Raw genomic sequence first — 19,259 nt, 5'->3', positions numbered from 1 at the left:
GGCGTTTTGATCTCCATTGAACGCAGACAGGTGAACCGCCGTGACGGCTGAAGGCCAGCGACGGCGCGCATTCTGGCAGATCCTGCTGTTCGCGGCGGGCCTTTTGGTGCTGACCGTGATCAGCGCCGGCTCCGTCTATCTCGTCAACAAGGCGCGGGAAGACAGCAAATGGGTGGTCCACACCATCGAGGTGGAGAACCGGATCAACGCCCTGCTGCTCGAAGTCCGTCGCGCCGAGAGCAGCGCTCGCGGCTATCTCCTGACGCAGGGGGAGAATTTCAGGGGCGACCATGAAAAGGCCGTGGCGGCAATCATCCCCGCCCTCGACACGCTCACGCGCCTGAGCAGCGACAATCCAGAGCAACGCAAGAACGTCGAAAAGCTGAGCGCAGCGATCGAAATCCGCCTCGGCCAGTTCGCGCAGGAAATGGTCCTCATCCAGCAAGGCCAGCCGGACAAGGCCACGGCCGTGGTGCGTGAGGCCGCGGCCCAGGACACCACGACCAAGATCGCCACCTTCGCGAACACGATGATCCAGGAGGAGGAGCGCCTGTTCCGCCTCCGCACTGACAACTCCGACCGCAGCCAGACCCTCGCCGCGTCCATGACCGGCATCGGCTCCGGCCTCGTGGTCGTGCTGGCGATGCTCTCGATCTGGCTGGTGCGGCGTTCGGCCCGCGCCCGTGACGAAGCCGAATCCCGCCTGCGCGATGCCAACGTCAATCTGGAGGCCGTCGTCGACGAACGCACGGCAGACCTGCGCGAAGCCAACGACGAGATCCAGCGCTTTGCCTATATCGTCAGCCACGATCTGCGCTCGCCGCTCGTCAACATCATGGGCTTCACCAGCGAACTCGAGGAGCTCGGCGGCGACATCTTCCGCCGCATCAGCAGCCTCGCTCATGTCTCTGCGGAGGGAGCACGGCTGGCCCCCGCCGGGCCGGACGAGATCGCGCTCGAGGGCGCCGACAAGCAGCTCTCGGAGGATTTTTCCGAAGCGCTCGGCTTTATCAAGACGTCGATCGCCAAGATGGACCGGCTGATCTCGGCCATCCTCAACCTCACGCGCGAGGGCCGGCGCGAATTCCAGCCGGTGAAGATCGACACGCGCGAGCTGATCGAGGCCATCGTCTCAACGCTGGCGCACCAGGCGGCCGAGGCACAGGCCGAGATCCACCTCGAGCCCCTGCCAGACCTCGTGAGCGACCGTCTCGCCCTCGAGCAGATCTTCTCGAACCTGATCGACAATGCGATCAAATATCTCAAACCCGGCATGCCCGGCGAGATCAGAATCCGCGGGCGCACCAAGCTCGGCTACGCTATCTTCGAGATCAGCGACAACGGCCGCGGGATCGACGCTAGGGATCACCAGCGGATATTCGACCTGTTCCGCCGCGCGGGAACCCAGGACAAGCCCGGCCAGGGCATCGGTCTTGCGCATGTCCGTGCACTTGTGCGTCGCCTCGGCGGCACCATGTCGGTATCATCGGAACTGAACGCAGGCAGCACCTTCACGATCACGCTGCCGATCGCCTGGAATGTGAGCAACCGGAACACAGATCGATGACCCAGCCTGTCACCATCATCATGATCGAGGACGACGAGGGCCACGCCCGCCTGATCGAGCGCAATATCCGCCGCTCCGGCGTCAACAACGAGATCGTCTCCTTCCAGAACGGCACGGACGCGATGATGCACCTGTTTGGTGCGGACCGCTCCGGACTGGTTCAGAAAGGCAATGCGCTCTTGATCCTGCTCGATCTCAACCTCCCCGATATGACCGGGATCGACATCCTGAAGCAGATCAAGGAGAACAAATATCTGAAGGCCTCGCCCGTGGTGGTGTTGACCACCACCGACGATTCCCAGGAAATCAAGCGCTGCTACGAGCTCGGCTGCAACGTCTACATCACCAAGCCGGTCAATTACGAGAATTTCGCCAATGCCATCCGGCAGCTCGGGCTGTTCTTCTCGGTCATCCAGGTCCCGCCCGCCGCCACATGAACCAGCCCCCGCCGACACTGCTCTACATCGACGACGACGACGCGCTGGCGCGCCTTGTCGACCGCGGCCTGACGCGGCGCGGCTACAGGGTCGTTCACGCCGCGAGCGGCGAGGAAGGTCTCGAGCGCATCCGCCGCGCCTGCGCCCAAAACAGCAGCGAAGGCGGCATCGATGTTGTTGCACTCGATCAGTACATGCCGGGCCTCGACGGGCTGGAGACGCTCGAACAGATCATGGCGATCCCGGACGCGCCGCCGGTCGTATTCGTCACCGCCTCGCAGGATTCCAGCATCGCGGTCACCGCGCTGAAGGCGGGTGCGGCCGACTATCTGGTGAAGGACGTCCAGGGCGACTTCATCCCGCTCCTCCACGTCGCCGCTGAAGGCGCGCTGCGCCAGGCCGCGCTGCAGAGGGCGCGCGAGGAAGCCGAAGCCGAGATCCACGCCTCGCGCGACCGCTACGCGGCGCTGGCCGCCGAACGCGAGCTCCTGCTGCGCGAGGTCAACCACCGTGTCGGCAATTCGCTCCAGATCATCGCCTCGTTGCTGCACCTTCAGGCGAGCTCCGCCGCGCAGGACGAGGTCAAGGCGGCACTGACCAATGCGATGGGCCGCGTCGCCGCGGTCGCGCAGGTGCACCGCCGCCTCTACACCTCGCAGGACCTCAAAAGCGTGGTCCTGAACCAGTATCTGGACTCGCTGCTCGAGGATCTCCGCCGCTCGGCCGAAGGCAACCGGATGTCGCGCCTGACGCTGAAGGCCGAGCCGATCGAGATCGATCCGGACCGCGCGGTCGCCGTCGGCATCATCGTCAACGAGCTGGTGATGAACGCGGTGAAATACGCCTATCCCGACGGCGCCGGCCCGATCCATGTCGAGCTGGTCTCGGAGGGCGACGATCTCCTGCTCTCGATCAGCGACGATGGCGTCGGCGACAACGCCAAGGCCGATCCGCGCTCGACCGGCATGGGCCAGCGCATCGTCGCCGCCATGGCCTCCAAGCTCGATGCCTCGGTCGAGCGCGATCCCGCACATTCCGGAACCCGGATCGTGCTGAAGTTCGGCCGCGTGCCCGCTGCCCCCGGCAAGGCCAGCACCGCCGCGGCGAGCTGAGCTCGCGCCGGGTTGCGCCACCCATCGCAACCGCATTGCGATCCTGCTATGATGGCAAACCATGACTTCGCGCGACTCCGCCCCGTCTGAAATCACGCCGGCCGTGCTGCTGCGCGCTTATGCCTGCGGCATCTTCCCAATGGCGGAAAGCGCCGATGATCCGACCCTGTTCTGGGTCGAGCCGGAATTGCGCGGCGTCATCCCGCTCGACGGTTTTCGCGTCGCCTCGCGGCTCGCGCGCACCGTACGGTCCGACGCCTTTCGCGTGACCGTCAACACCGCCTTCAAGGCGACGATCGCCGGCTGCGCCGCGCCGCAGGTCGGTCGCGAGGACACCTGGATCAACAAGCGCATCCGCGACCTCTATGGCGGCCTCTTCGAGCTCGGCCATTGCCACAGCGTCGAGGCCTGGCAGGGCGACGACCTCGTCGGCGGGCTGTACGGCGTGAGCCTCGGACGGGCCTTCTTCGGCGAGAGCATGTTCCACACCGCGCGCGATGCCTCGAAGGTCGCGCTGGTGCATCTGGTCGCGCGGCTCATCCATGGCGGCTTCGAGCTGCTCGACACCCAATATGTCACCGAGCATCTGAAGAGCTTCGGCGCGGTCGAGATTTCGCGGCGACGCTATACCGCGCTGCTCGACAAGGCGCTGGCGGGCGAACCAGGCGATTTCCTGAGGCTCTCCGAGGGCGAAGCGATCCCCGGCGCACGCGCGCTCGAGATCATCGCCTCGCGGCAATGATCGACAGCCTACCTCGATCTTAGCGGCCGAACCCGGGGATACCGAACAGGCCTGGCCGCTGCTCCGGCGGCGGCGGTGGCGGAGCCGGTTGCTGCTGCGGCGGTGGCGGCAAGGGCTGCGGCGGACGCTGCTGCACGGCCTGCTTGGGCGCAGCCTTCTTCTGCGCCGGCGGCGGCGCCGCGGGCTTGGTCGCAGGATCCGGTGCCGCGGTCGCAATGGTCTGCTGCGGCTCTTTGCAGTCGGTCAGCCAGATGTCGTAGATCGGATGCTCGACGCCGTGCAGGCCGGGGCTTGCCGCATACATCCAGCCCGAGAAGATGCGCTTCACCTCGCCCTGCAAGGTGATCTCGTCGACCTCGACGAAGGCGTCGGTGTTGGCGGCCTCCGTCGCCGGCCGCGTATAGCAGGCGTCGGTCTTGACCCTGAGCGCGCCGAACTGGACGGTCTCGCCGATCTCCTCGTCGAAATTGATGATGCGCCCGGTGATCTTGTCGAGGCCCGAGAAGGTCGCCTTCTTGTTCACGATCTTCTGGGCCGGAGGCTCGGTCACGACCTCATCGCCCGGCTGGAGGCTTGCCGGGGTCTGCGGGACCGAGCCTGGCGCGCCCTTCTGCTGGGGCTGGCGCTGACCAGGGACACCTTGCGGACTGGGCGGCGCGATCGCCGTGGACGGCAGCTGGTTTGGCGGCGCCACGGTCGAGCCGGGCGGCGGCGCCAGCGGCTGGCTCTCGACCGGCCCCGGCATCACGTTACCTTGGCGGCCCGGCGGCGGCGCCATCGGGCGCGACGGCAGCACGCGGCCCTGCGGCGGCAGCTCCGGTACTTCCTCGTCGTCCTCGGGGACCTGCGGCTGCGGCTGGCCGCGCGGAATGCTGCCGGGCGGCCGCAGCGGCGGCGGATCCGAAAAGATCGTGCCGATCTGCGCCTGGGCCGGCGTCGCGACGGTCAGCGCGGTGGCGGCCAGCAGTGCCGCAAGGCCTGTCAGGGAAAAGGTTTTGAACATCTCGCGCGGCTTCAACAGCGAATCGGGCTCGTTGGACATTTTACAGGGGATACCGCCGCTCGCAGGCCTCCGGTTAACACGGGGAATACGGCGGGGGAAGGGCGGCATCCCTGCCCTTCCCGGCGCGGTCTGGCCAGGCCAGCTCCCGGATGGGATAGTCATGGGCCCTCCCAGGGCCGAACGCGGGCGTTGCCCCGAAAATACCATCCAACGATAACCGGAAACTCCAAGGTCCCCCTTCATGCCCGTTGTGCTCGATCCCGATGCCGTCGCCGTCTACAAGGCCTTCCAGGAGGCCGGCCGCCCCGCCTACGAGACCCTGACCGCGGACGAAGCACGCGCCTACTATTCCCAAGCGCGGTTTGCCACCAATCCCGACGCGCCGGAACTGGCGCGCGTCGCGCCGCTGGCGATACCGGCACCGCATGGGACGATCCCAGCCCGTCTCTACGTGCCCAAGGAACCTCGCCAGCACGACGGCCTGTCGCCGGCGCTGGTGTTCTTCCATGGCGGCGGCTGGGTGATCGGCGATCTCGACTCCCACGACGTCGTCTGCCGCCAGCTCGCGGCCGAAGGCGCACTGATCGTGATCTCGGTCGACTACCGCCTCGCGCCCGAGCACAAGTTTCCTGCCGCCGCCGAAGACGCGATCGCCGCGACCAAATGGATCGCCGCGAACGCGCGCGAACTCGACATCGACGCCTCGCGCCTGTCGATCGGCGGCGACAGCGCCGGCGGCAATCTCGCAGCGGTCGTGGCGCTCGCCGCGCGTGACGCTGGCGGCCCCGCGCTCGCGGGCCAGGTGCTGATCTATCCGGCGACCGATTTCGCCATGACGCACGGCTCCCACAGCGAGCCCGAGACCAGCGTGCTGCTGACGCATTCGGTGATCCGCTGGTTCCGCGACCACTACCTCAATGGCGCCGCCGACATCCACGACTGGCGCGCCTCGCCGGCGCGCGCGCAGAACCTTGCCGGCCTGCCGCCCGCCTACGTGCTGACCGCCGGCGCCGATCCCCTGCGCGACGAGGGCGACGAATATGCCGAGCGCCTCAGGCAGGCCGGCGTGCCCGTGACCTACAAGCACTTCCCCGGCCAGTTCCACGGCTTCTTCACCATGGGCAAGCTGTTGCGACAGGCCAACGTCGCCGTGAGCGAGATCGGCGTCTGGTTGAAGGGATTGGGCTGACCCCTCCGGCATGCCTTCCGTTCTTCATCCCATCTTCGCTCTTCCCCTGCGCGGACTGACATGGCTCGGCAGCCAGGGCACCCGCGCGGTCGCCGCCGTCGCCTTCATCGCGGTCGCGGTGCCGCCGCTCGGCGCGCTGCTCCGCCCCTATGTCACCGAGGCGATTTTCCTTCTGCTCTGCATCTCCTTCATGCGGGTCGATCTGGCCGCGCTCTACGGCCATCTCCGCAGGCCGGCGCTGGTCGCGGCCGCCACGGCCTGGACCACGATCGGCGTACCGCTGATCATCGGATCGATCGCCCATGCAACGGGACTGGCGAGCCACTCGCCCGGCCTTGCTCTTGCGCTGATGCTCCAGGGCATGGCCTCGCCGATGATGGCCTCGCCGGCACTCGCCGCGCTGATGGGGCTCGACGCCACCCTGGTACTGGTCACGCTGGTGACCTCGACCGCGCTCGTTCCCTTCACGGCGTCGATGTTCGCAGGCCTGTTCCTCGACGGAATGCTCAGCATCTCGCCGCTCACGCTCGGCCTGAAGCTGCTCGGCATTCTCGCCGCGTCGCTGCTCGCCGCGACCGTCATCCGCTGGATCTTCGGCGCGAAGGCGATCCAGCACCGGAAGCGGCCGATCGATGGCTTCAACATCATCATCCTGTTTGTGTTCGCGTCCGCAGTCATGGGGGACGTCGCGAGCGAGCTGCTGAGCCAGCCGGTGTTCACCATCGGGCTCGCGCTGCTGTCCTTCGCGATCTATTTCACACTGCTCGCGATCACCACGCTGCTGTTCCGCCGCATCGGCCATGAGCGCGCGCTTGCGCTCGGGCTGATGGTGTCACAGCGCAATCTCGGCCTGATGCTGGCGGCGACGGCCGGCGCGCTGCCGCCGGCCACCTGGCTCTATTTCGCGATGACGCAGTTCCCGATCCATCTTGCGCCATACATGCTGATGCCGATCGCGCGGCGCTTGACGGCACGCGCAGATGCGCCCGGCGGGGACAACAAGGCTGACGTTCACTCGTTTGCGTCGCACCGACGCAGCGGAGGAACATCAATTCAAGGCCCCCGTTGAAGCCTCTCATCGAAAAGGAGGTTCGCGATGAAGTTTGCCGCAATTCTGGTTCTCGGCTCGCTCGCCGTGGGCTCGGCAGCGAGAGCCGATCAACCCGGACCCGACTGGATGCCGATGGAGCAAGTGAAAGCCAAAGTCATGGAGTCGGGCTATTCGGAGGTCACCAAGCTTGAAGCCGACGATGGCCAGTGGGAGGGCGAAGGCGTCAAGAACGGACAGAAGATGGAATTCCATGCCGACCCCAAGACCGGCGCGATCGTGCGCGAGAAGCCCGATCGATGAGCACGCCGAAGTCCGCTTCTCAGGCGGGAGATTCAGCGGTGGTCGCTTTGGAACAACGTCCTGATCCCATCCATTCGGCAGCGCTTGTCAGCGGCGCCGAGCATCACTGGCCGCTTCCTTTGACCTTGGCAAGATAGTCGACGATCGCTGGCACGTCGCTGTCCTCGACGGGAGCTCCATAGACCTTGATCATCTTGTGCACCTCGGATTCCCAGGTGGACCTGGGCAAGGCCGGCTGGTTCAGCACCATGTCTGCCGAATGGCAAGCCAGGCAGTTGTTGTTGATGGCATCCGCTTCACGTCCACCGGGAAACAGCGCGTCGCCCGCCGGAAGCTCCACGGTCGTGGAGGTGATTGCGGGGGCCGGCCACGCGGGCGTGGATGCCAGCAGAGCGGCGAACGAGGTGCCGACGACGAAGATGAGGTGACGCATGATGTTGCTCCTAGATCGCGGTGAGTTGGACCGTCTCGACGACGTTGCGCATGAAGCCGCCGGCGTTCCAGTTCGATGCGGCCGGCTGAATGTCGCCGGCGGTGTTCGTGCAGCGGACCATCAACGAATGGCCGCCCTTCATCAGCTCTGGAATGTCCAACTGCCAGCGGCGGAAGCTGTACTTGCCGTGGTCCTCGCCAAGCGTCGCGGGTTGCCACGTCCGGCCATCATCCATCGATAGCTCGACCCTGGCGACGCCGGCATCTCCGCCGAACGCGATGCCGCGGATTGTTGCGACTGCGCCCGCCGGAAGCGATGCGCCGTCCGCGACGTTCGTGAAGAACGACCGTGGCACCATGCGGCTGATCGGAACCATCTTTACGCCGGTCTGGCCCGGCCTGATGTTGGCATGCGGCGTATCCGGGACGGTGTAGGCCGTCGCCATCCAGTAATTGTCGTCCTGGCGATCGAGAACCTCGATGTCGCTGAGCATCTTGACCCAATAGGTCGAATACCATCCCGGCACGATCAGCCGCAGCGGGAAGCCGTTGAGGAGCGGCAGTTGCTCGCCGTTCATGGCAAAGGCGATCATGACCTCGCCGTCACGGGCGTGATCGATATCGAGCGACTTGCGAAAGTCCGGAGCGTCGGGCACGACCGGCTCGTCCAGTCCGTTGAAGCGGACCTGAACTGCGCCCGGCTTGACGCCGGCGCGGTCCAGGACGTCCTTGAGTAGGACTCCCGTCCACCGCGCATTGCCCATCGCGCCATGCGCCCATTGCGCGCCGGGCACACGAGGCAGGAAGAACCCTCGCGAATTGCCCGAGCATTGGTTGACGGCGGCAAGCTCGACACGGGGCAATTTGAGCAGGTCGCCGATCGACAACGAGAGAGTCTGGTTGACGTGACCGCGCACGGACAGTCTGAAGGCGTCCGCATCCACCGAGGTCGGTATCACCGCCCAGTGCCAGCGCACATAGAACTGGTCGTTGGGGGTGAACACGCCGCGGTCGAACACCTCCATCGGGGTCTCGAGCAGCGGCGGTCGCGTGCGCTGCAGGATCATGCTCCCCTTTTGCGGAAAGTCATGCGTGATCGGCCGATCACGCGGCTCGCCGGCGATCGGCAGCCGGATCGATTGATCGGCGCGGACCGATGAGCCGGCGAGCGTGAGGCCGGCAACCCCGAGGGCTCGAAGCATGGCGCGGCGGGAAAATGCCGGAAAGCGTGCATGGTCGAAATGTTGGGACATCGAAGGCTCCTCAGGAATGGATTTGTGCTGGTTCAGTCCCGCGGCTCATCCGAGGAGCAAGTCCGCGAGCGGATCTTCGACGGGCCGGCGAGGTTGCGCCTGCCGGATGGTCGGAGGATGCCTGTCGATCTGGGGGAAGCCTCGTTCCGAATGAACGGCAACTCCGGGATTCCGCACGTGCACCGGGCTGCCGGCAAGCGCGGACGACGCACCAAGCGTGGACGCGACGGCGACGAACAGGGCGATCGCAAGGAAAGCGCGACGTGAATGGGTCATTATCGTTCTCCATCTCTGTATTTCCGGCACGCAATGCTCGAACTGCCTGCCTGTGTCGAAAGAGGTAGACCTCGGCGCATCGGCAATCCAACGCGATGATCAGATCGTTCTGATCGCCGACTGCGATCGAATCCCGCAGGCGCTTGCACGCGCGCGTCGGCGCCTTCGCCGGCCGGACGTGGGTTCGATCGTTGCGGAATCGGTGCTACGAGCGGGCGCAGCTCTGCCTATCGTGCCGCGCCGGCAGCGATGCTGGACATCAGGGCGGCTTCCGCCTTGCTGATATGCCGCTCCTTGTGACGGAGCGCGTAGAATGAACGCTTGGCCAATTCGTCCTCGAGCCGGACCAGCCGCTTTGCCGCTATCGCCTTTTCGACCACGAGATCGGAGATGGCTGCAGCGCAGCCGCCCGCCTCGACCGCGGTCCGGATCGCCTCGTTCGAGGCCAGCTCGAGCTGCACCGTCAGGTCGGCAAGGCGGACCCCGCGCTTCTTCAGGGCACGCTCGAACATGGCCCGCGTTCCGGAGCCCGGCTCGCGAAGGATCCACGGTGTCCTGGTCATCCAGTCGGCGGGCAGCTTCTTTTGGCTCGCCAGAGGATGCCGCGCACCCACGACGGCGACCAACGCATCGCCATCGACCCGGCGGGCGGACAATGCGGCGTCGTCAATGTCGCCCTCGACGAAGCCGACATCCGCCATGCCGTCGCGAATGTCGGTTGCGACCTGCTCGCTGTTGGCGATCCTGACGTTGATTTCGATGCCGGGATGGACGGCCTGAAACGCCAGCAATCTCATCGGAAGCCAGTAGCTCCCGACCGTCTGGCTTGCCGCGATCACCAGTCGGCCGGCCTTGAGGCCGGCAAAATCGCGCAGGACCTGCTCGGCGGCGTGCGCGCGCGCCAGCACCGCACGCGCTTCCCCGAGAAACGTGCGGCCCATATGCGTGAGAACGATGCCGCGCCCCACCCGATCGAACAGCTTGACCCCGTAGCGTCCTTCGAGCGCAGCGATTGCCGCGCTCGTGGCCGATTGTGTCAGATTCAATTCGTGGGCGGCCTGGGTGACGTGCTGCTTGTCGGCGACAGCGGCGAAGATCCGGAGCTGTTCGAGCGTCATGGTCATCCAGCGAGTTTGATGAGGATCAGGCTGAAGCCTGCGATGAAGAGAAATGCGAGCCCGCCCAGCATAGCCGGACGCAGCCCCTCCGCGTACAATTTCGAGATGTCGGTCTCGAGGCCCATGGCCGCGAGCGCCATCGTGAGCAGGAACGTCGAGAGCGTGATCGTCGCGCTCCTGAGGCCCGCCGGAATGCACACGACGCTATTGAGTGCGGCTATCGCGACAAAGCCGATCGCGAACCAGGGGACGGGAGGCCTTGCCGACTTGCCACCGGCCGGCTGCGCCGAAGCCCGGGTGACGACGCTCAGGGTCAGCACGACCGGCGCGAGCAGCATGACACGGGCCAGCTTGGCAACGGTTGCCATTTCACCCGCCCGCTGGCTGTTCTGGAACGAGGCGGCAGCCACCTGGGCGATCTCGTGGATGGATGCGCCGCTCCAGAGGCCGTACGCGTCGGCATCGAGATGCAGGAGGCGAGGCAGCATGGGATAGACGAACATCGCGATCGAGCCGAAGACCGTGACGCACGCAATCGCATATGCAACGTCCTCGTCGGAAGCTTCGGTGACGCTATTGGTCGCGACGACGGCTGACGCGCCGCAGATCGAGGTGCCCGCGGCGATCAGTCGAGCGAGCTTGCGTTCGACGCCCAGCGCACGCCCGGCCGCAAACGTGAATCCGAACGTGGCAACGAGCGTGCCGGCGACGATGAGGATCCCCTTGGGGCCGACGCTGGCAAGCTGGGCCAGCGTGATCTGGAAGCCCAGGAGAACGATCGCGAGCCGAAGCAACCGACGCATGCTGAAGCTGATTCCAGCGCGGGCGAGAGCCGGCGTGCCGGCGAGGTTGCGTACGGCCATTCCGATCGCGATCGCCAGGATCATGGGGCTGAACGTCGCGACGGCAGGAATACTGCGCATCATATTGGCGACCACGGCAATGGTCGCGGCCAGCGCGACGCCGGGCACGATTGCAAGGACGGAGTTTCCGTATGACAGGATGTTGTCGCGCATCGCACGCGTGACTGGGTATGGGCGGGAATTTTGGGCAATGGTCATTGGCGTATCTCTCGGTATCGACGCTGGCGCAGCGAGGATCGGAGAATCCAATAAATTGATCCAACAGATTGTTTGTATATAACTAATCGAGAAAATCGATTATTTTAGGCGGCAGGCGCAGGCCAGCCGATCGCGAAATGGGATGTCGCGCGCGAGCTGACATCGTGTGATCGAACTGCCCACCTCGTCGCGAAGGAGGTCCGTGACGCAGCTATCCCACCCGCGCCGCGCGCCGCAGGGCCTGCGGCGGCTGGCCGAAGGCGCGGATGAAGGCGCGCCGCATTCGCTCGGGATCGCGGAAGCCGGTCGTTTCCGCAACGAGCTCGATCGCCTCGCGCGAGGACTGCACGCGCTCGCGCGCGACTTCGAGCCGCAGGCGCTCGATCGCCTTGGATGGCGTCGTGCCGGTCTCGGCGGCAAACGCGCGGGCAAAATGCCGAGCGCTCATGCCGGCGCGATCGGCGAGATCTTCCACCGTCAGCGGCGCGTCGAGATTTTCACGTGCCCAGGACAGCAGTGCGCCGAACCGCCCGTTCGGCGTCTTCAGCTCCAGCAGCGAGGAGAATTGCGACTGGCCGCCGCTGCGGCGGTGATAGAGCACGAGCTGGCGTGCGGTCTGCTGTGCGATCTCCTCGCCGTGGTCCTCGGTGATCATCGCGAGCGCGAGATCGATGCCCGCGGAGATGCCTGCCGAGGTCCAGACATTGTCGTCCCGGGTGAAGATCTGGTCCGGCTCGAATTTCACCTTGGGGAAGCGCGCGACGAAATCGCGCGTCCGCCCCCAATGCGTGGTGGCGCGCCGGCCGTCGAGAAGTCCCGCTTCGGCGAGCACATAGGCGCCCGAGCAAACGCTCGCGACCCGAACACCGCGCTTTGCCAGCCGCTGCAAGAAGGCCCGCGAGACCTCGCAGCGCGCGGCATCGGCAACGCCCACGCCGCCGGCTACCACCAGCGTCGTGATCGCGTTCGCCGCCTTGAAGTCGCGCGCCATCATCTCGACCCCGGCTGAGCTGCGCACGAGCCCCGGCTTGACTGCCAGCACGCGGATGGCCGGCGTCTTGCCGGTGCAGCGCGCTGCGATCTCGAACGCCGAGATCGGGCCTGCCGCATCGAGCAGCTGGAAATCCGGGAAGATCAGGATGCCGATCATGGGCCAGCTCCTAAGCGACATGTCCGAAAGTGAGGGAATTAAGCCATTTCGGACGGGAGGGCACCATGACATCGTGCCGGCGTCAAGCCCGCAATTGGAGGATATTCCGATGTCGTCACCGCTCCAGATTGGTCTCTTGGTGTTTCCGCGCGTCACCCAGCTGGACTTCACCGGTCCCCTGCAGGTGTTCGCCATGGTTCCCGGCGTAAAACTGCACCTGATCTGGAAGCGGATCGAGCCGGTACCGAGCGATTCCGTGATGACGCTGACGCCGACCACGACGTTTGCGGACTGCCCTCAACTCGACGTGATCTGCGTGCCCGGCGGCGCCGGCACCAACGACCTGCTCAACGACGATGAGGTGCTCGATTTCCTGCGCAGACAGGCCGGCGGCGCCAGATACGTCACCTCGGTCTGCACGGGATCGCTGGCGCTCGGCGCCGCAGGCCTGTTAAAGGGCTACCGCGCCGCCACCCATTGGAGCGCGATGGACATGCTCGCCCAGTTCGGCGCGACGCCGACAAAGACGCGCGTCTGCATCGATCGCAACCGCATCACCGGCGGCGGCGTCACCGCCGGCATCGATTTCGCACTGACGCTGGTATCGATCATGGTCGATCGCACGACGGCGGAAGCGATCCAGCTCCAGATGGAATACAATCCGGCCCCGCCGTTCAATTCCGGCTCGCCGGACACCGCTTCCGCCGAAGTGAAGGCGTTGCTGAAGGAGCGCGGTGCACAGAATCAGGCGCAGCGGCTCGAAGCGGTCAAGCGCGCAGCGGAGCGGGTGAACTAGACTCCGCTCTCGTGTCCGGACGCGGTGCAGCGTGCAACGCTGCTCCGCTGAGCCGGGATCCAGGAAGCTACGCCGACCGCTGCAACATGGGTCCCGGCTCTGCAGCGCACCGCTGAAGGAGCGCTACGCTGTGTCCGGAGCACGTTGACCTTCGTGCTGATCTCCCAAAAGAAAAAGGCCGCCCGGTTTCCCGAGCGGCCCTTCCTGTCTTACGGCGGCTGCACATTCACATCGGGCGATTTCGGAGCTTCCAGACCGGGGGCCTATCTCCCGATCGAGTCCTGGTCGGCGGCCGCTGCATTTCGGGACAGTCGCGAGCTGTTGCCCGAACCGAACGCGATGGTCTCCCATCACCGTAAGATGGGATCATTGAGCCGCATCGCAGGCATCAATGCAACGCCGGCGCGAGCCGCATCCCCGCTGTTCCCGTTGTCCACAGCAGTGCGGCGCGGATGCATGTGCATCCGCTTCGAACGATGGCAGTTCGCGGGTGGATGATAAAGGCTAGCCGGGCGTCCAGGGCTGGTAGTCGCCGGTCGCCTTCGGACGCCGGCCGCTGGCAAGCGTGGAGCCGGAGGGACGATACGCCTTCGCCGTGCCGGTGAGGTTCGGCTGGTGCGGCTTTTCCCACTCGCGCGGCTGGTAGTTAGCCTCGGTCGGCGGCACGTCGACGACGTGATGAATCCAGCCATGCCAGGACGGCGGGATTCGGCTCGCTTCCGCGTAGCCGTTGTAAATCACCCAGCGCCGCTCAAAACCGAGGGTGGGATCGATCGCCCCGCCGCGAGTACGGTAGTAACGGTTGCCCTGCTCGTCCTGGCCGACCAGCTCCCCGTACCGCTTGGTCCAGAGCTGGGTGCCAAAAGTCTGGCCATTCCACCAGGTGAAGAACTTGAGGAAGAATTGTTTCATGCGGCAAGGGCCCTGCTTCGTCGGGTCCTGATGCCATCCGGGCAGCGAAATGTCCAGTTCGGCAGGTGCGTGGGTCGCCTCCGCAATCCGGCTACCGAGCAGGCCCCTGCCGCAAAGCGGTCGCGATTCATTCATGCCCGGTACAGCGGCCGCGCGAGAGGCTCCATTCGCGCCCAAACCGGCGTGATCCCAAGGAACCCCCGCGCTTTCATAGGGTTTGCTTTCCGGGAAAGGAGTTTAACTATGAACAGTCTGAAAATCTTGAGTGCCGCCGCGGCGGTGGCGCTGGTTGTTCCCTTTGCCACACCGAGCTTTGCCCAGCGTCCCGGAGTGGGCGGTGGCGGCGGCGCCCATATCGGTGGCGGTGGCGGCGGCGGCGCTCACTTCGGTGGCGGCGCGCGCATGGGTGGCGGTGGCGGCGGCGCTGCGTTCCGCGGCGGTGGCGGCAATTTCGGGGCCGGTGCCGCGGTACGTCCCAGCGGAGGCGGTTTCGCCGCCCGCCCTGCAATGCGTCCGAGCGCAGGCAGTTTCGCGGCCGGCACTCCGATGCGTCCGAGCGGCGACCGCTTCGTAGCCGGCGCGACGCCCCGTCAGTCCTTCTCGCCGTCCTTCAGCGGCACCCGCAGCGTCGCAACTGCGGGCAACTGGCACGGTAGAAGCAACTGGAGCGGCCGTCACTGGCATCATCATCGTCGCGGCGGCTTCTGGCCGGGCTTCGCGACCGGCGTCGCAGTCGGCGGCCTCGGCTCGTACGCCTATTATGGCGGCTACGGCGGCGGCTACGGCTATTACGATGATCCCTACTACTACGGCAACTACTACGACGAACCGTCGGTCGCGGTGGTGCAGGATGGCGGCGGCGATTCCGCCTATTGCGCGCAGCGCTTCAAATCATACGACCCGGCTTCCGGCACCTATCTCGGGTACGACGGCAAGCGGCACCCCTGCCCATAAGCAGACCGCCAGGCATGGAGCAAAAGGCGCCGCAGCGATGCGGCGCCTTTCTCGCAATCGGCGTATCCCTCGCTCCGCTTGGGTTCCGTCCTGCGGCCGCCAGAGAAACGGACCGGGGGACACGGACCTCTATGCACTGCGCCGTGCATATCCTTGGAGGCCCAATCCAAAATTGACCGGACACACGATTCGCGGATATCACCAAATGCAGTGGGGACTTCGATCATCTGGGAAGTGTCATGCCGCGCATTCTCGTGGTTGACGACGATCCGATGGTCGGCGCGACCATCGAGGTCCTCCTGCAACGCCAGGGCTTCGACGTCACGCTGGCCGACGGCGGCGAAACGGGACTGGCTGCGCTGGAATCGCAGCCCTTCGACGTGATGCTGGTTGACATCTTCATGCCGCATATGCGCGGCTTCGAATCCATCCGCATCTTTCACGAACGCGCGCCGACCACTCCGCTGATCGCGATGTCGGGCTACGCCTTCGCCTCATCCGCCTCGCCCTCTCCCGATTTTCTCCGCATGGCGCTGGAGCTTGGCGCGACGCGCTGCCTGCGCAAGCCGTTCACGCCGGAAGCGCTGATGACCACGATCCGGGAATGCCTCGCCGGCGCAGGCGAGAGCGCGCAGCCGAAGGACAAGAAAGAAGCCCCTTGATTCCAACGCAGCGCGTCATTTTCGGTGCTGGACTTGCCATCCTCCTGATCATCGCCGCGGCCTCGATCGCCCTCGACGTCAAGTCGCGTTCCGACGCGGCATGGGTCAACCATACCGTCCAGGTGCAGAAGAAGATCTCGGATCTGCGCGTGCTGCTGCGCCGTGCCGAGAGCGCTGCGCGCGGCTACGAGCTCTATCGCACCCCGGGCTTCAGCGATGAGTTTCAGGCGGTGCACGCCAGGATCGCGCCGGCCCTCGCCGACCTCAAGCACGACGTGCGCGACAGTCCCGATCAGGTCGCGCTGCTGGAGGGCACCGAGCCGCTGGCGCTGCGCCGGATGGAGATCGCCGCCACAGCGATGCGCCTGCGCGCCGAGAACGACCAGGCCGGCATTGCCGCGCTCAACGGCAGGGCCGAGGGCCGCGGCCTCATGGACAGGGTGATGGCCAATCTCGACCATCTGAGCGCGGAGGAAGAGCGCCTGCTCGCCGAGCGATCCCGGGATTCGCGCCGCACCGGCATCGCGCTGCTCGGTATCGACGTCGCCGGCGCCGTGCTGATCCTGCTCCTGGTCGCGCTGGTGATGCGCGAAAGCCGGCGCGCCACGGGTGAGCTCCAGAGCTCGCTCGAGCAAACACAGGCCGCCAAGACGGCGCTCGAGGCGGCGGTGGCGGAGCGGACCGAGCACCTGGTCACCGCGCATGACGAGCTGCGCCTGTCGGTCAACGTGCTTCAGAGCACGTTTCGCAGCATGGCGGAGGCGGTGCTGGTCATCGACGACGAGGGCAATGTCCTTCTGTCCAATCCGGCCGCCGAGCGCATGCTGTTGCATCGCGCCGGCATGAATTTGAACAATTTGCGCGCGCTGTCCGATGTGTTTCACGGCGACGGCGTCACGCCGCTCGATGCCGACGAGCTGCCATCGACGCGCGTGCTGCGCGGCGAGCAGTTCGAAGAGCTGGAGATGATCGTCCGCCCGCACAGCGGCGATCCTCCCCGCCATCTCATGATCAGCGGCCGGCCGATGCGGGACGGGCAAGGCAATGTCTCGGGCGCGGTGCTGGTCTATCACGATGCCACCACCTCGCGCGAGACCGAGCGGCAGCTACACCAGTCGCAGAAGCTGGATGCGATCGGCAAGCTCACCGGCGGCGTCGCGCACGACTTCAACAACATGCTGACCGTCATCTCCGGCAACACCGAGACACTGGTGGAGAGCCTGAAGGACCAACCCGAGCTCCAGCGCACGGCACGGCTGATCGACGACGCCGCCGAGCGCTGCGCCGAGTTGATCCAGCATCTGCTCGCGTTTGCGCGCCGGCAGCCGCTCGAGCCGCGCAACGTCGAGATCAACGCCGCGATCGCGGACATCGCGAGGCTTCTGCGCCCCACCCTCGGCGAGCAGATCCAGATCGAGACCGTCTTGGAACAGGGGCCGATGACGACGCATATCGATCCGTCCAGGCTGACCAATGCGGTGCTCAACATGGCCATCAACGCCCGCGACGCCATGCCGAACGGCGGCAAGCTGCTGCTGGAAACCCACCGCGTCGTGCTGGACGAGGCCTATGCGCTGGCCAATGCCGACGTGACGCCCGGCCCCTATATCATGCTCGCGGTCAGCGATACCGGCGCCGGCATGTCGGTGGATATCCAGCAGAAGGCGTTCGAGCCGTTCTTCACCACCAAGGAGGTCGGCAAGGGATCCGGCCTCGGCCTCTCCATGGTCTACGGCTTCGTCAAGCAGTCCGGCGGACACATCAAGATCTACAGCGAGGAAGGCCACGGCACCACGATCAAGCTCTATCTGCCGCCGGGCGAAGGCACGGCGGAGGTGGCAGCCGGCATCGCGCCGCAGGCCGAAGGCGGCGCCGAGACCATCTTCGTGGTCGAGGACGACCCGCTGGTGCGCAACTTCGTCACCACCCAGCTCCAGAGCCTCGGCTACAAGACGGTGGCCGCGCCCGACGGCAAAGCCGCGCTGGAATTGATCGGGGCCGGCCAGAAGTTCGATCTGCTGTTCACCGACGTCGTCATCCCCGGCGGCATGAGCGGCCGCGAACTCGCCGAAGAAGTGGCCAGGCGCCGGCCGGGCGTGAGGGTGCTCTACACCTCCGGCTACACCGACAACGCGATCATCCATCAAGGCAAGCTCGATGACGGCGTGATGCTGCTGACCAAGCCCTACCGCCGCAACCAGCTCGCCGAGACGATCCGGAAGGCGCTGGGCGGCTAACGCGTCGCCAGCACCACGGCGGCCAGCGTGAACACCAGCCCGGCGATCTGCCCTGCCCCGAGCGGCTCGCCCAGCGCGATCGCCGAGGCCACGACGCCGATCACCGGCACCGCCATGGTGCCGATCGCGGCGACCGAGGCCGGCAGGCGCGCCAGCGCGGCGAACCAGCTGACATAGGCGATGCAGAACTGCCCGACGACCGAATAGACCAGCAGCCACCAGCCCAGCGGCGTCACCTTCGACAGGTCGGTGGTCTCGACCAGGAGGCCGACGATCGAGATCGGCAGGCAGCCGATCCCGATCTGCCAGGCCGCCGCCGAGAGCGGCGGCAGGTGAATCGGGTACTTCTTCGAGAGCACCGTGCCGAGGGCGAAACCGAACGCACCGACCAGCACCATGATGATGCCCGGCAGCTTCGAAGCGCTGGCGGCAAAGCCGTTGCCGCCCATGATCGAGGCAAGCCCCGCGAAGGCCAGCACCAGCCCGAGCGTACGCAGGACCGTCGGCCGCTCGCCGAGCACCGGCCAGGCGATGATCGAGGCCCAGACCGGCATGGTATAGGCGATCAGCGCCGCCTCGCTCGCCGGCAGCCAGAGCAGCGCCAGCCCCATCAGCACCATCCAGCCGGTGACGTTGAGCGCGGCCGCGGTCAGCAGGCGCGGCCAGATCGCGCCCTCCACCCGCAGGCTTTGCCGGCGCATCACCGCGAGTAGCGCCAACAGCACCGCCCCGAGCACGCCGGTCACCCCGCGCAGCGTCAGCGGCGGCAGCTCGGCGAGCAGGAATTTCGTCACCGGCCAGTTGAAGCCCCAGCCGATCGAGGTGATCGCAAGGAACATCAGGCCGGCCGGGGCGATGCGCGGCCGCGCATCCCGGCGAGTCGAATCATGCATGTGGGCAATCCGGCAAAATCTTGCGGTCAGCTTGGCCCGGATTCGCAGGCCGAACCACCGTCCCGGCGGGCATGCCTGCCCTCACCTTCCGTAGGGCTACGTGAGTCCCCCTCG

21 protein-coding genes are annotated in these 19,259 nt (G+C 66.2%); 13 read left to right on the top strand and 8 right to left on the bottom strand.

All coding sequences use genetic code 11. The annotated features are described in order from the left end of the window. Positions 1 to 40 precede the first annotated feature (40 nt). From EDE08_RS08275 to aat, 4 genes are all read left to right on the top strand, one after another. Positions 41 to 1,567, top strand: a complete 1,527-nt coding sequence (locus EDE08_RS08275; RefSeq protein WP_131868460.1) for a sensor histidine kinase — start codon at positions 41 to 43, stop codon at positions 1,565 to 1,567. After that, positions 1,564 to 2,004 (top strand): response regulator, encoded by a 441-nt coding sequence (locus EDE08_RS08270; RefSeq protein WP_028177209.1) that lies wholly within the window; start codon positions 1,564 to 1,566, stop codon positions 2,002 to 2,004. The genes EDE08_RS08275 and EDE08_RS08270 overlap by 4 nt, the downstream gene beginning before the upstream one ends. Then, entirely contained in the window at positions 2,001 to 3,116 is a 1,116-nt protein-coding gene (locus EDE08_RS08265) for a sensor histidine kinase (protein ID WP_131868459.1), read from the top strand. The genes EDE08_RS08270 and EDE08_RS08265 overlap by 4 nt, the downstream gene beginning before the upstream one ends. 61 nt (positions 3,117 to 3,177) lie before the next feature. Next, positions 3,178 to 3,858 (top strand): leucyl/phenylalanyl-tRNA--protein transferase, encoded by a 681-nt coding sequence (aat, locus tag EDE08_RS08260; protein ID WP_131868458.1) that lies wholly within the window; start codon positions 3,178 to 3,180, stop codon positions 3,856 to 3,858. A 19-nt stretch (positions 3,859 to 3,877) separates the two neighbouring features. Here aat and EDE08_RS08255 read toward each other — a convergent pair whose 3' ends face one another. Further along, positions 3,878 to 4,900, bottom strand: a complete 1,023-nt coding sequence (locus tag EDE08_RS08255) for a DUF2155 domain-containing protein (RefSeq protein WP_165935837.1) — start codon at positions 4,898 to 4,900, stop codon at positions 3,878 to 3,880. Positions 4,901 to 5,102: 202 nt separating this feature from the next. On the opposite strand from EDE08_RS08255, the gene lipP1 reads away from it, so the two are divergent. From lipP1 to EDE08_RS08240, 3 genes are read left to right on the top strand one after another with little or no spacing between them, the layout of a single operon-like run. Continuing rightward, complete coding sequence (lipP1, locus tag EDE08_RS08250) at positions 5,103 to 6,050, top strand: LipP1 family hormone-sensitive lipase (RefSeq protein ID WP_131868456.1); 948 nt, start codon at positions 5,103 to 5,105, stop codon at positions 6,048 to 6,050. A gap of 10 nt (positions 6,051 to 6,060) precedes the next feature. After that, positions 6,061 to 7,119 (top strand): bile acid:sodium symporter family protein, encoded by a 1,059-nt coding sequence (locus tag EDE08_RS08245; RefSeq protein ID WP_245524731.1) that lies wholly within the window; start codon positions 6,061 to 6,063, stop codon positions 7,117 to 7,119. Between the two features lie 27 nt (positions 7,120 to 7,146). Further along, on the top strand, positions 7,147 to 7,401 hold the full coding sequence (locus EDE08_RS08240) for a PepSY domain-containing protein (protein ID WP_131868455.1): 255 nt from the start codon (positions 7,147 to 7,149) through the stop codon (positions 7,399 to 7,401). A gap of 103 nt (positions 7,402 to 7,504) precedes the next feature. Here the strand turns inward: EDE08_RS08240 and EDE08_RS08235 are convergent, their stop codons facing one another. Next, complete coding sequence (locus tag EDE08_RS08235; RefSeq protein WP_131868454.1) at positions 7,505 to 7,834, bottom strand: cytochrome c; 330 nt, start codon at positions 7,832 to 7,834, stop codon at positions 7,505 to 7,507. Positions 7,835 to 7,844: 10 nt separating this feature from the next. Further along, positions 7,845 to 9,086 carry a molybdopterin-dependent oxidoreductase gene (locus tag EDE08_RS08230; RefSeq protein WP_245524730.1) on the bottom strand — a complete coding sequence of 414 codons (1,242 nt, stop codon included), beginning with the start codon at positions 9,084 to 9,086 and terminating at the stop codon, positions 7,845 to 7,847. Positions 9,087 to 9,203: 117 nt separating this feature from the next. On the opposite strand from EDE08_RS08230, the gene EDE08_RS38270 reads away from it, so the two are divergent. Beyond that, on the top strand, positions 9,204 to 9,353 hold the full coding sequence (locus tag EDE08_RS38270; RefSeq protein WP_165935838.1) for a hypothetical protein: 150 nt from the start codon (positions 9,204 to 9,206) through the stop codon (positions 9,351 to 9,353). 236 nt (positions 9,354 to 9,589) lie between these two features. Here the strand turns inward: EDE08_RS38270 and EDE08_RS08225 are convergent, their stop codons facing one another. The 3 genes from EDE08_RS08225 to EDE08_RS08215 form a co-directional block, all read right to left on the bottom strand. Then, entirely contained in the window at positions 9,590 to 10,480 is an 891-nt protein-coding gene (locus EDE08_RS08225; protein WP_131868453.1) for a LysR family transcriptional regulator, read from the bottom strand. 2 nt (positions 10,481 to 10,482) lie between these two features. Further along, complete coding sequence (locus EDE08_RS08220; protein WP_131868452.1) at positions 10,483 to 11,541, bottom strand: YeiH family protein; 1,059 nt, start codon at positions 11,539 to 11,541, stop codon at positions 10,483 to 10,485. Positions 11,542 to 11,752: 211 nt separating this feature from the next. Next, a complete protein-coding gene (locus EDE08_RS08215) occupies positions 11,753 to 12,691 on the bottom strand; it encodes a GlxA family transcriptional regulator (protein WP_131868451.1) in 939 nt (312 codons plus the stop codon). 109 nt (positions 12,692 to 12,800) lie between these two features. Here EDE08_RS08215 and EDE08_RS08210 point away from each other — a divergent pair, with 109 nt between their 5' ends. Beyond that, positions 12,801 to 13,487 carry a DJ-1/PfpI family protein gene (locus tag EDE08_RS08210; protein WP_131868450.1) on the top strand — a complete coding sequence of 229 codons (687 nt, stop codon included), beginning with the start codon at positions 12,801 to 12,803 and terminating at the stop codon, positions 13,485 to 13,487. A gap of 144 nt (positions 13,488 to 13,631) precedes the next feature. After that, on the top strand, positions 13,632 to 13,985 hold the full coding sequence (locus EDE08_RS08205; protein WP_131868449.1) for a hypothetical protein: 354 nt from the start codon (positions 13,632 to 13,634) through the stop codon (positions 13,983 to 13,985). A 6-nt stretch (positions 13,986 to 13,991) separates the two neighbouring features. Here the strand turns inward: EDE08_RS08205 and EDE08_RS08200 are convergent, their stop codons facing one another. Then, positions 13,992 to 14,399 carry an NADH:ubiquinone oxidoreductase subunit NDUFA12 gene (locus tag EDE08_RS08200; protein WP_061876590.1) on the bottom strand — a complete coding sequence of 136 codons (408 nt, stop codon included), beginning with the start codon at positions 14,397 to 14,399 and terminating at the stop codon, positions 13,992 to 13,994. 243 nt (positions 14,400 to 14,642) lie between these two features. On the opposite strand from EDE08_RS08200, the gene EDE08_RS08195 reads away from it, so the two are divergent. From EDE08_RS08195 to EDE08_RS08185, 3 genes are all read left to right on the top strand, one after another. Next, on the top strand, positions 14,643 to 15,353 hold the full coding sequence (locus tag EDE08_RS08195; RefSeq protein WP_131868448.1) for a BA14K family protein: 711 nt from the start codon (positions 14,643 to 14,645) through the stop codon (positions 15,351 to 15,353). Positions 15,354 to 15,592: 239 nt separating this feature from the next. Next, positions 15,593 to 16,015, top strand: coding sequence for a response regulator (locus EDE08_RS08190; RefSeq protein WP_131868447.1), 423 nt, complete (start codon positions 15,593 to 15,595; stop codon positions 16,013 to 16,015). Then, complete coding sequence (locus tag EDE08_RS08185; RefSeq protein WP_165935839.1) at positions 16,012 to 18,252, top strand: CHASE3 domain-containing protein; 2,241 nt, start codon at positions 16,012 to 16,014, stop codon at positions 18,250 to 18,252. Before EDE08_RS08190 ends, EDE08_RS08185 begins: the two co-directional genes overlap by 4 nt. Here the strand turns inward: EDE08_RS08185 and EDE08_RS08180 are convergent. After that, positions 18,249 to 19,145 carry a DMT family transporter gene (locus tag EDE08_RS08180; protein ID WP_131868446.1) on the bottom strand — a complete coding sequence of 299 codons (897 nt, stop codon included), beginning with the start codon at positions 19,143 to 19,145 and terminating at the stop codon, positions 18,249 to 18,251. The genes EDE08_RS08185 and EDE08_RS08180 overlap by 4 nt on opposite strands. Between the last annotated feature and the right edge of the window lie 114 nt (positions 19,146 to 19,259).

The sequence above is a fragment of the Bradyrhizobium sp. R2.2-H genome, from assembly GCF_004346455.1.
GTDB classification, from domain to species: Bacteria; Pseudomonadota; Alphaproteobacteria; order Rhizobiales; family Xanthobacteraceae; genus Bradyrhizobium; species Bradyrhizobium diversitatis.
This window is presented reverse-complemented; position numbering and strand designations above follow the sequence as displayed.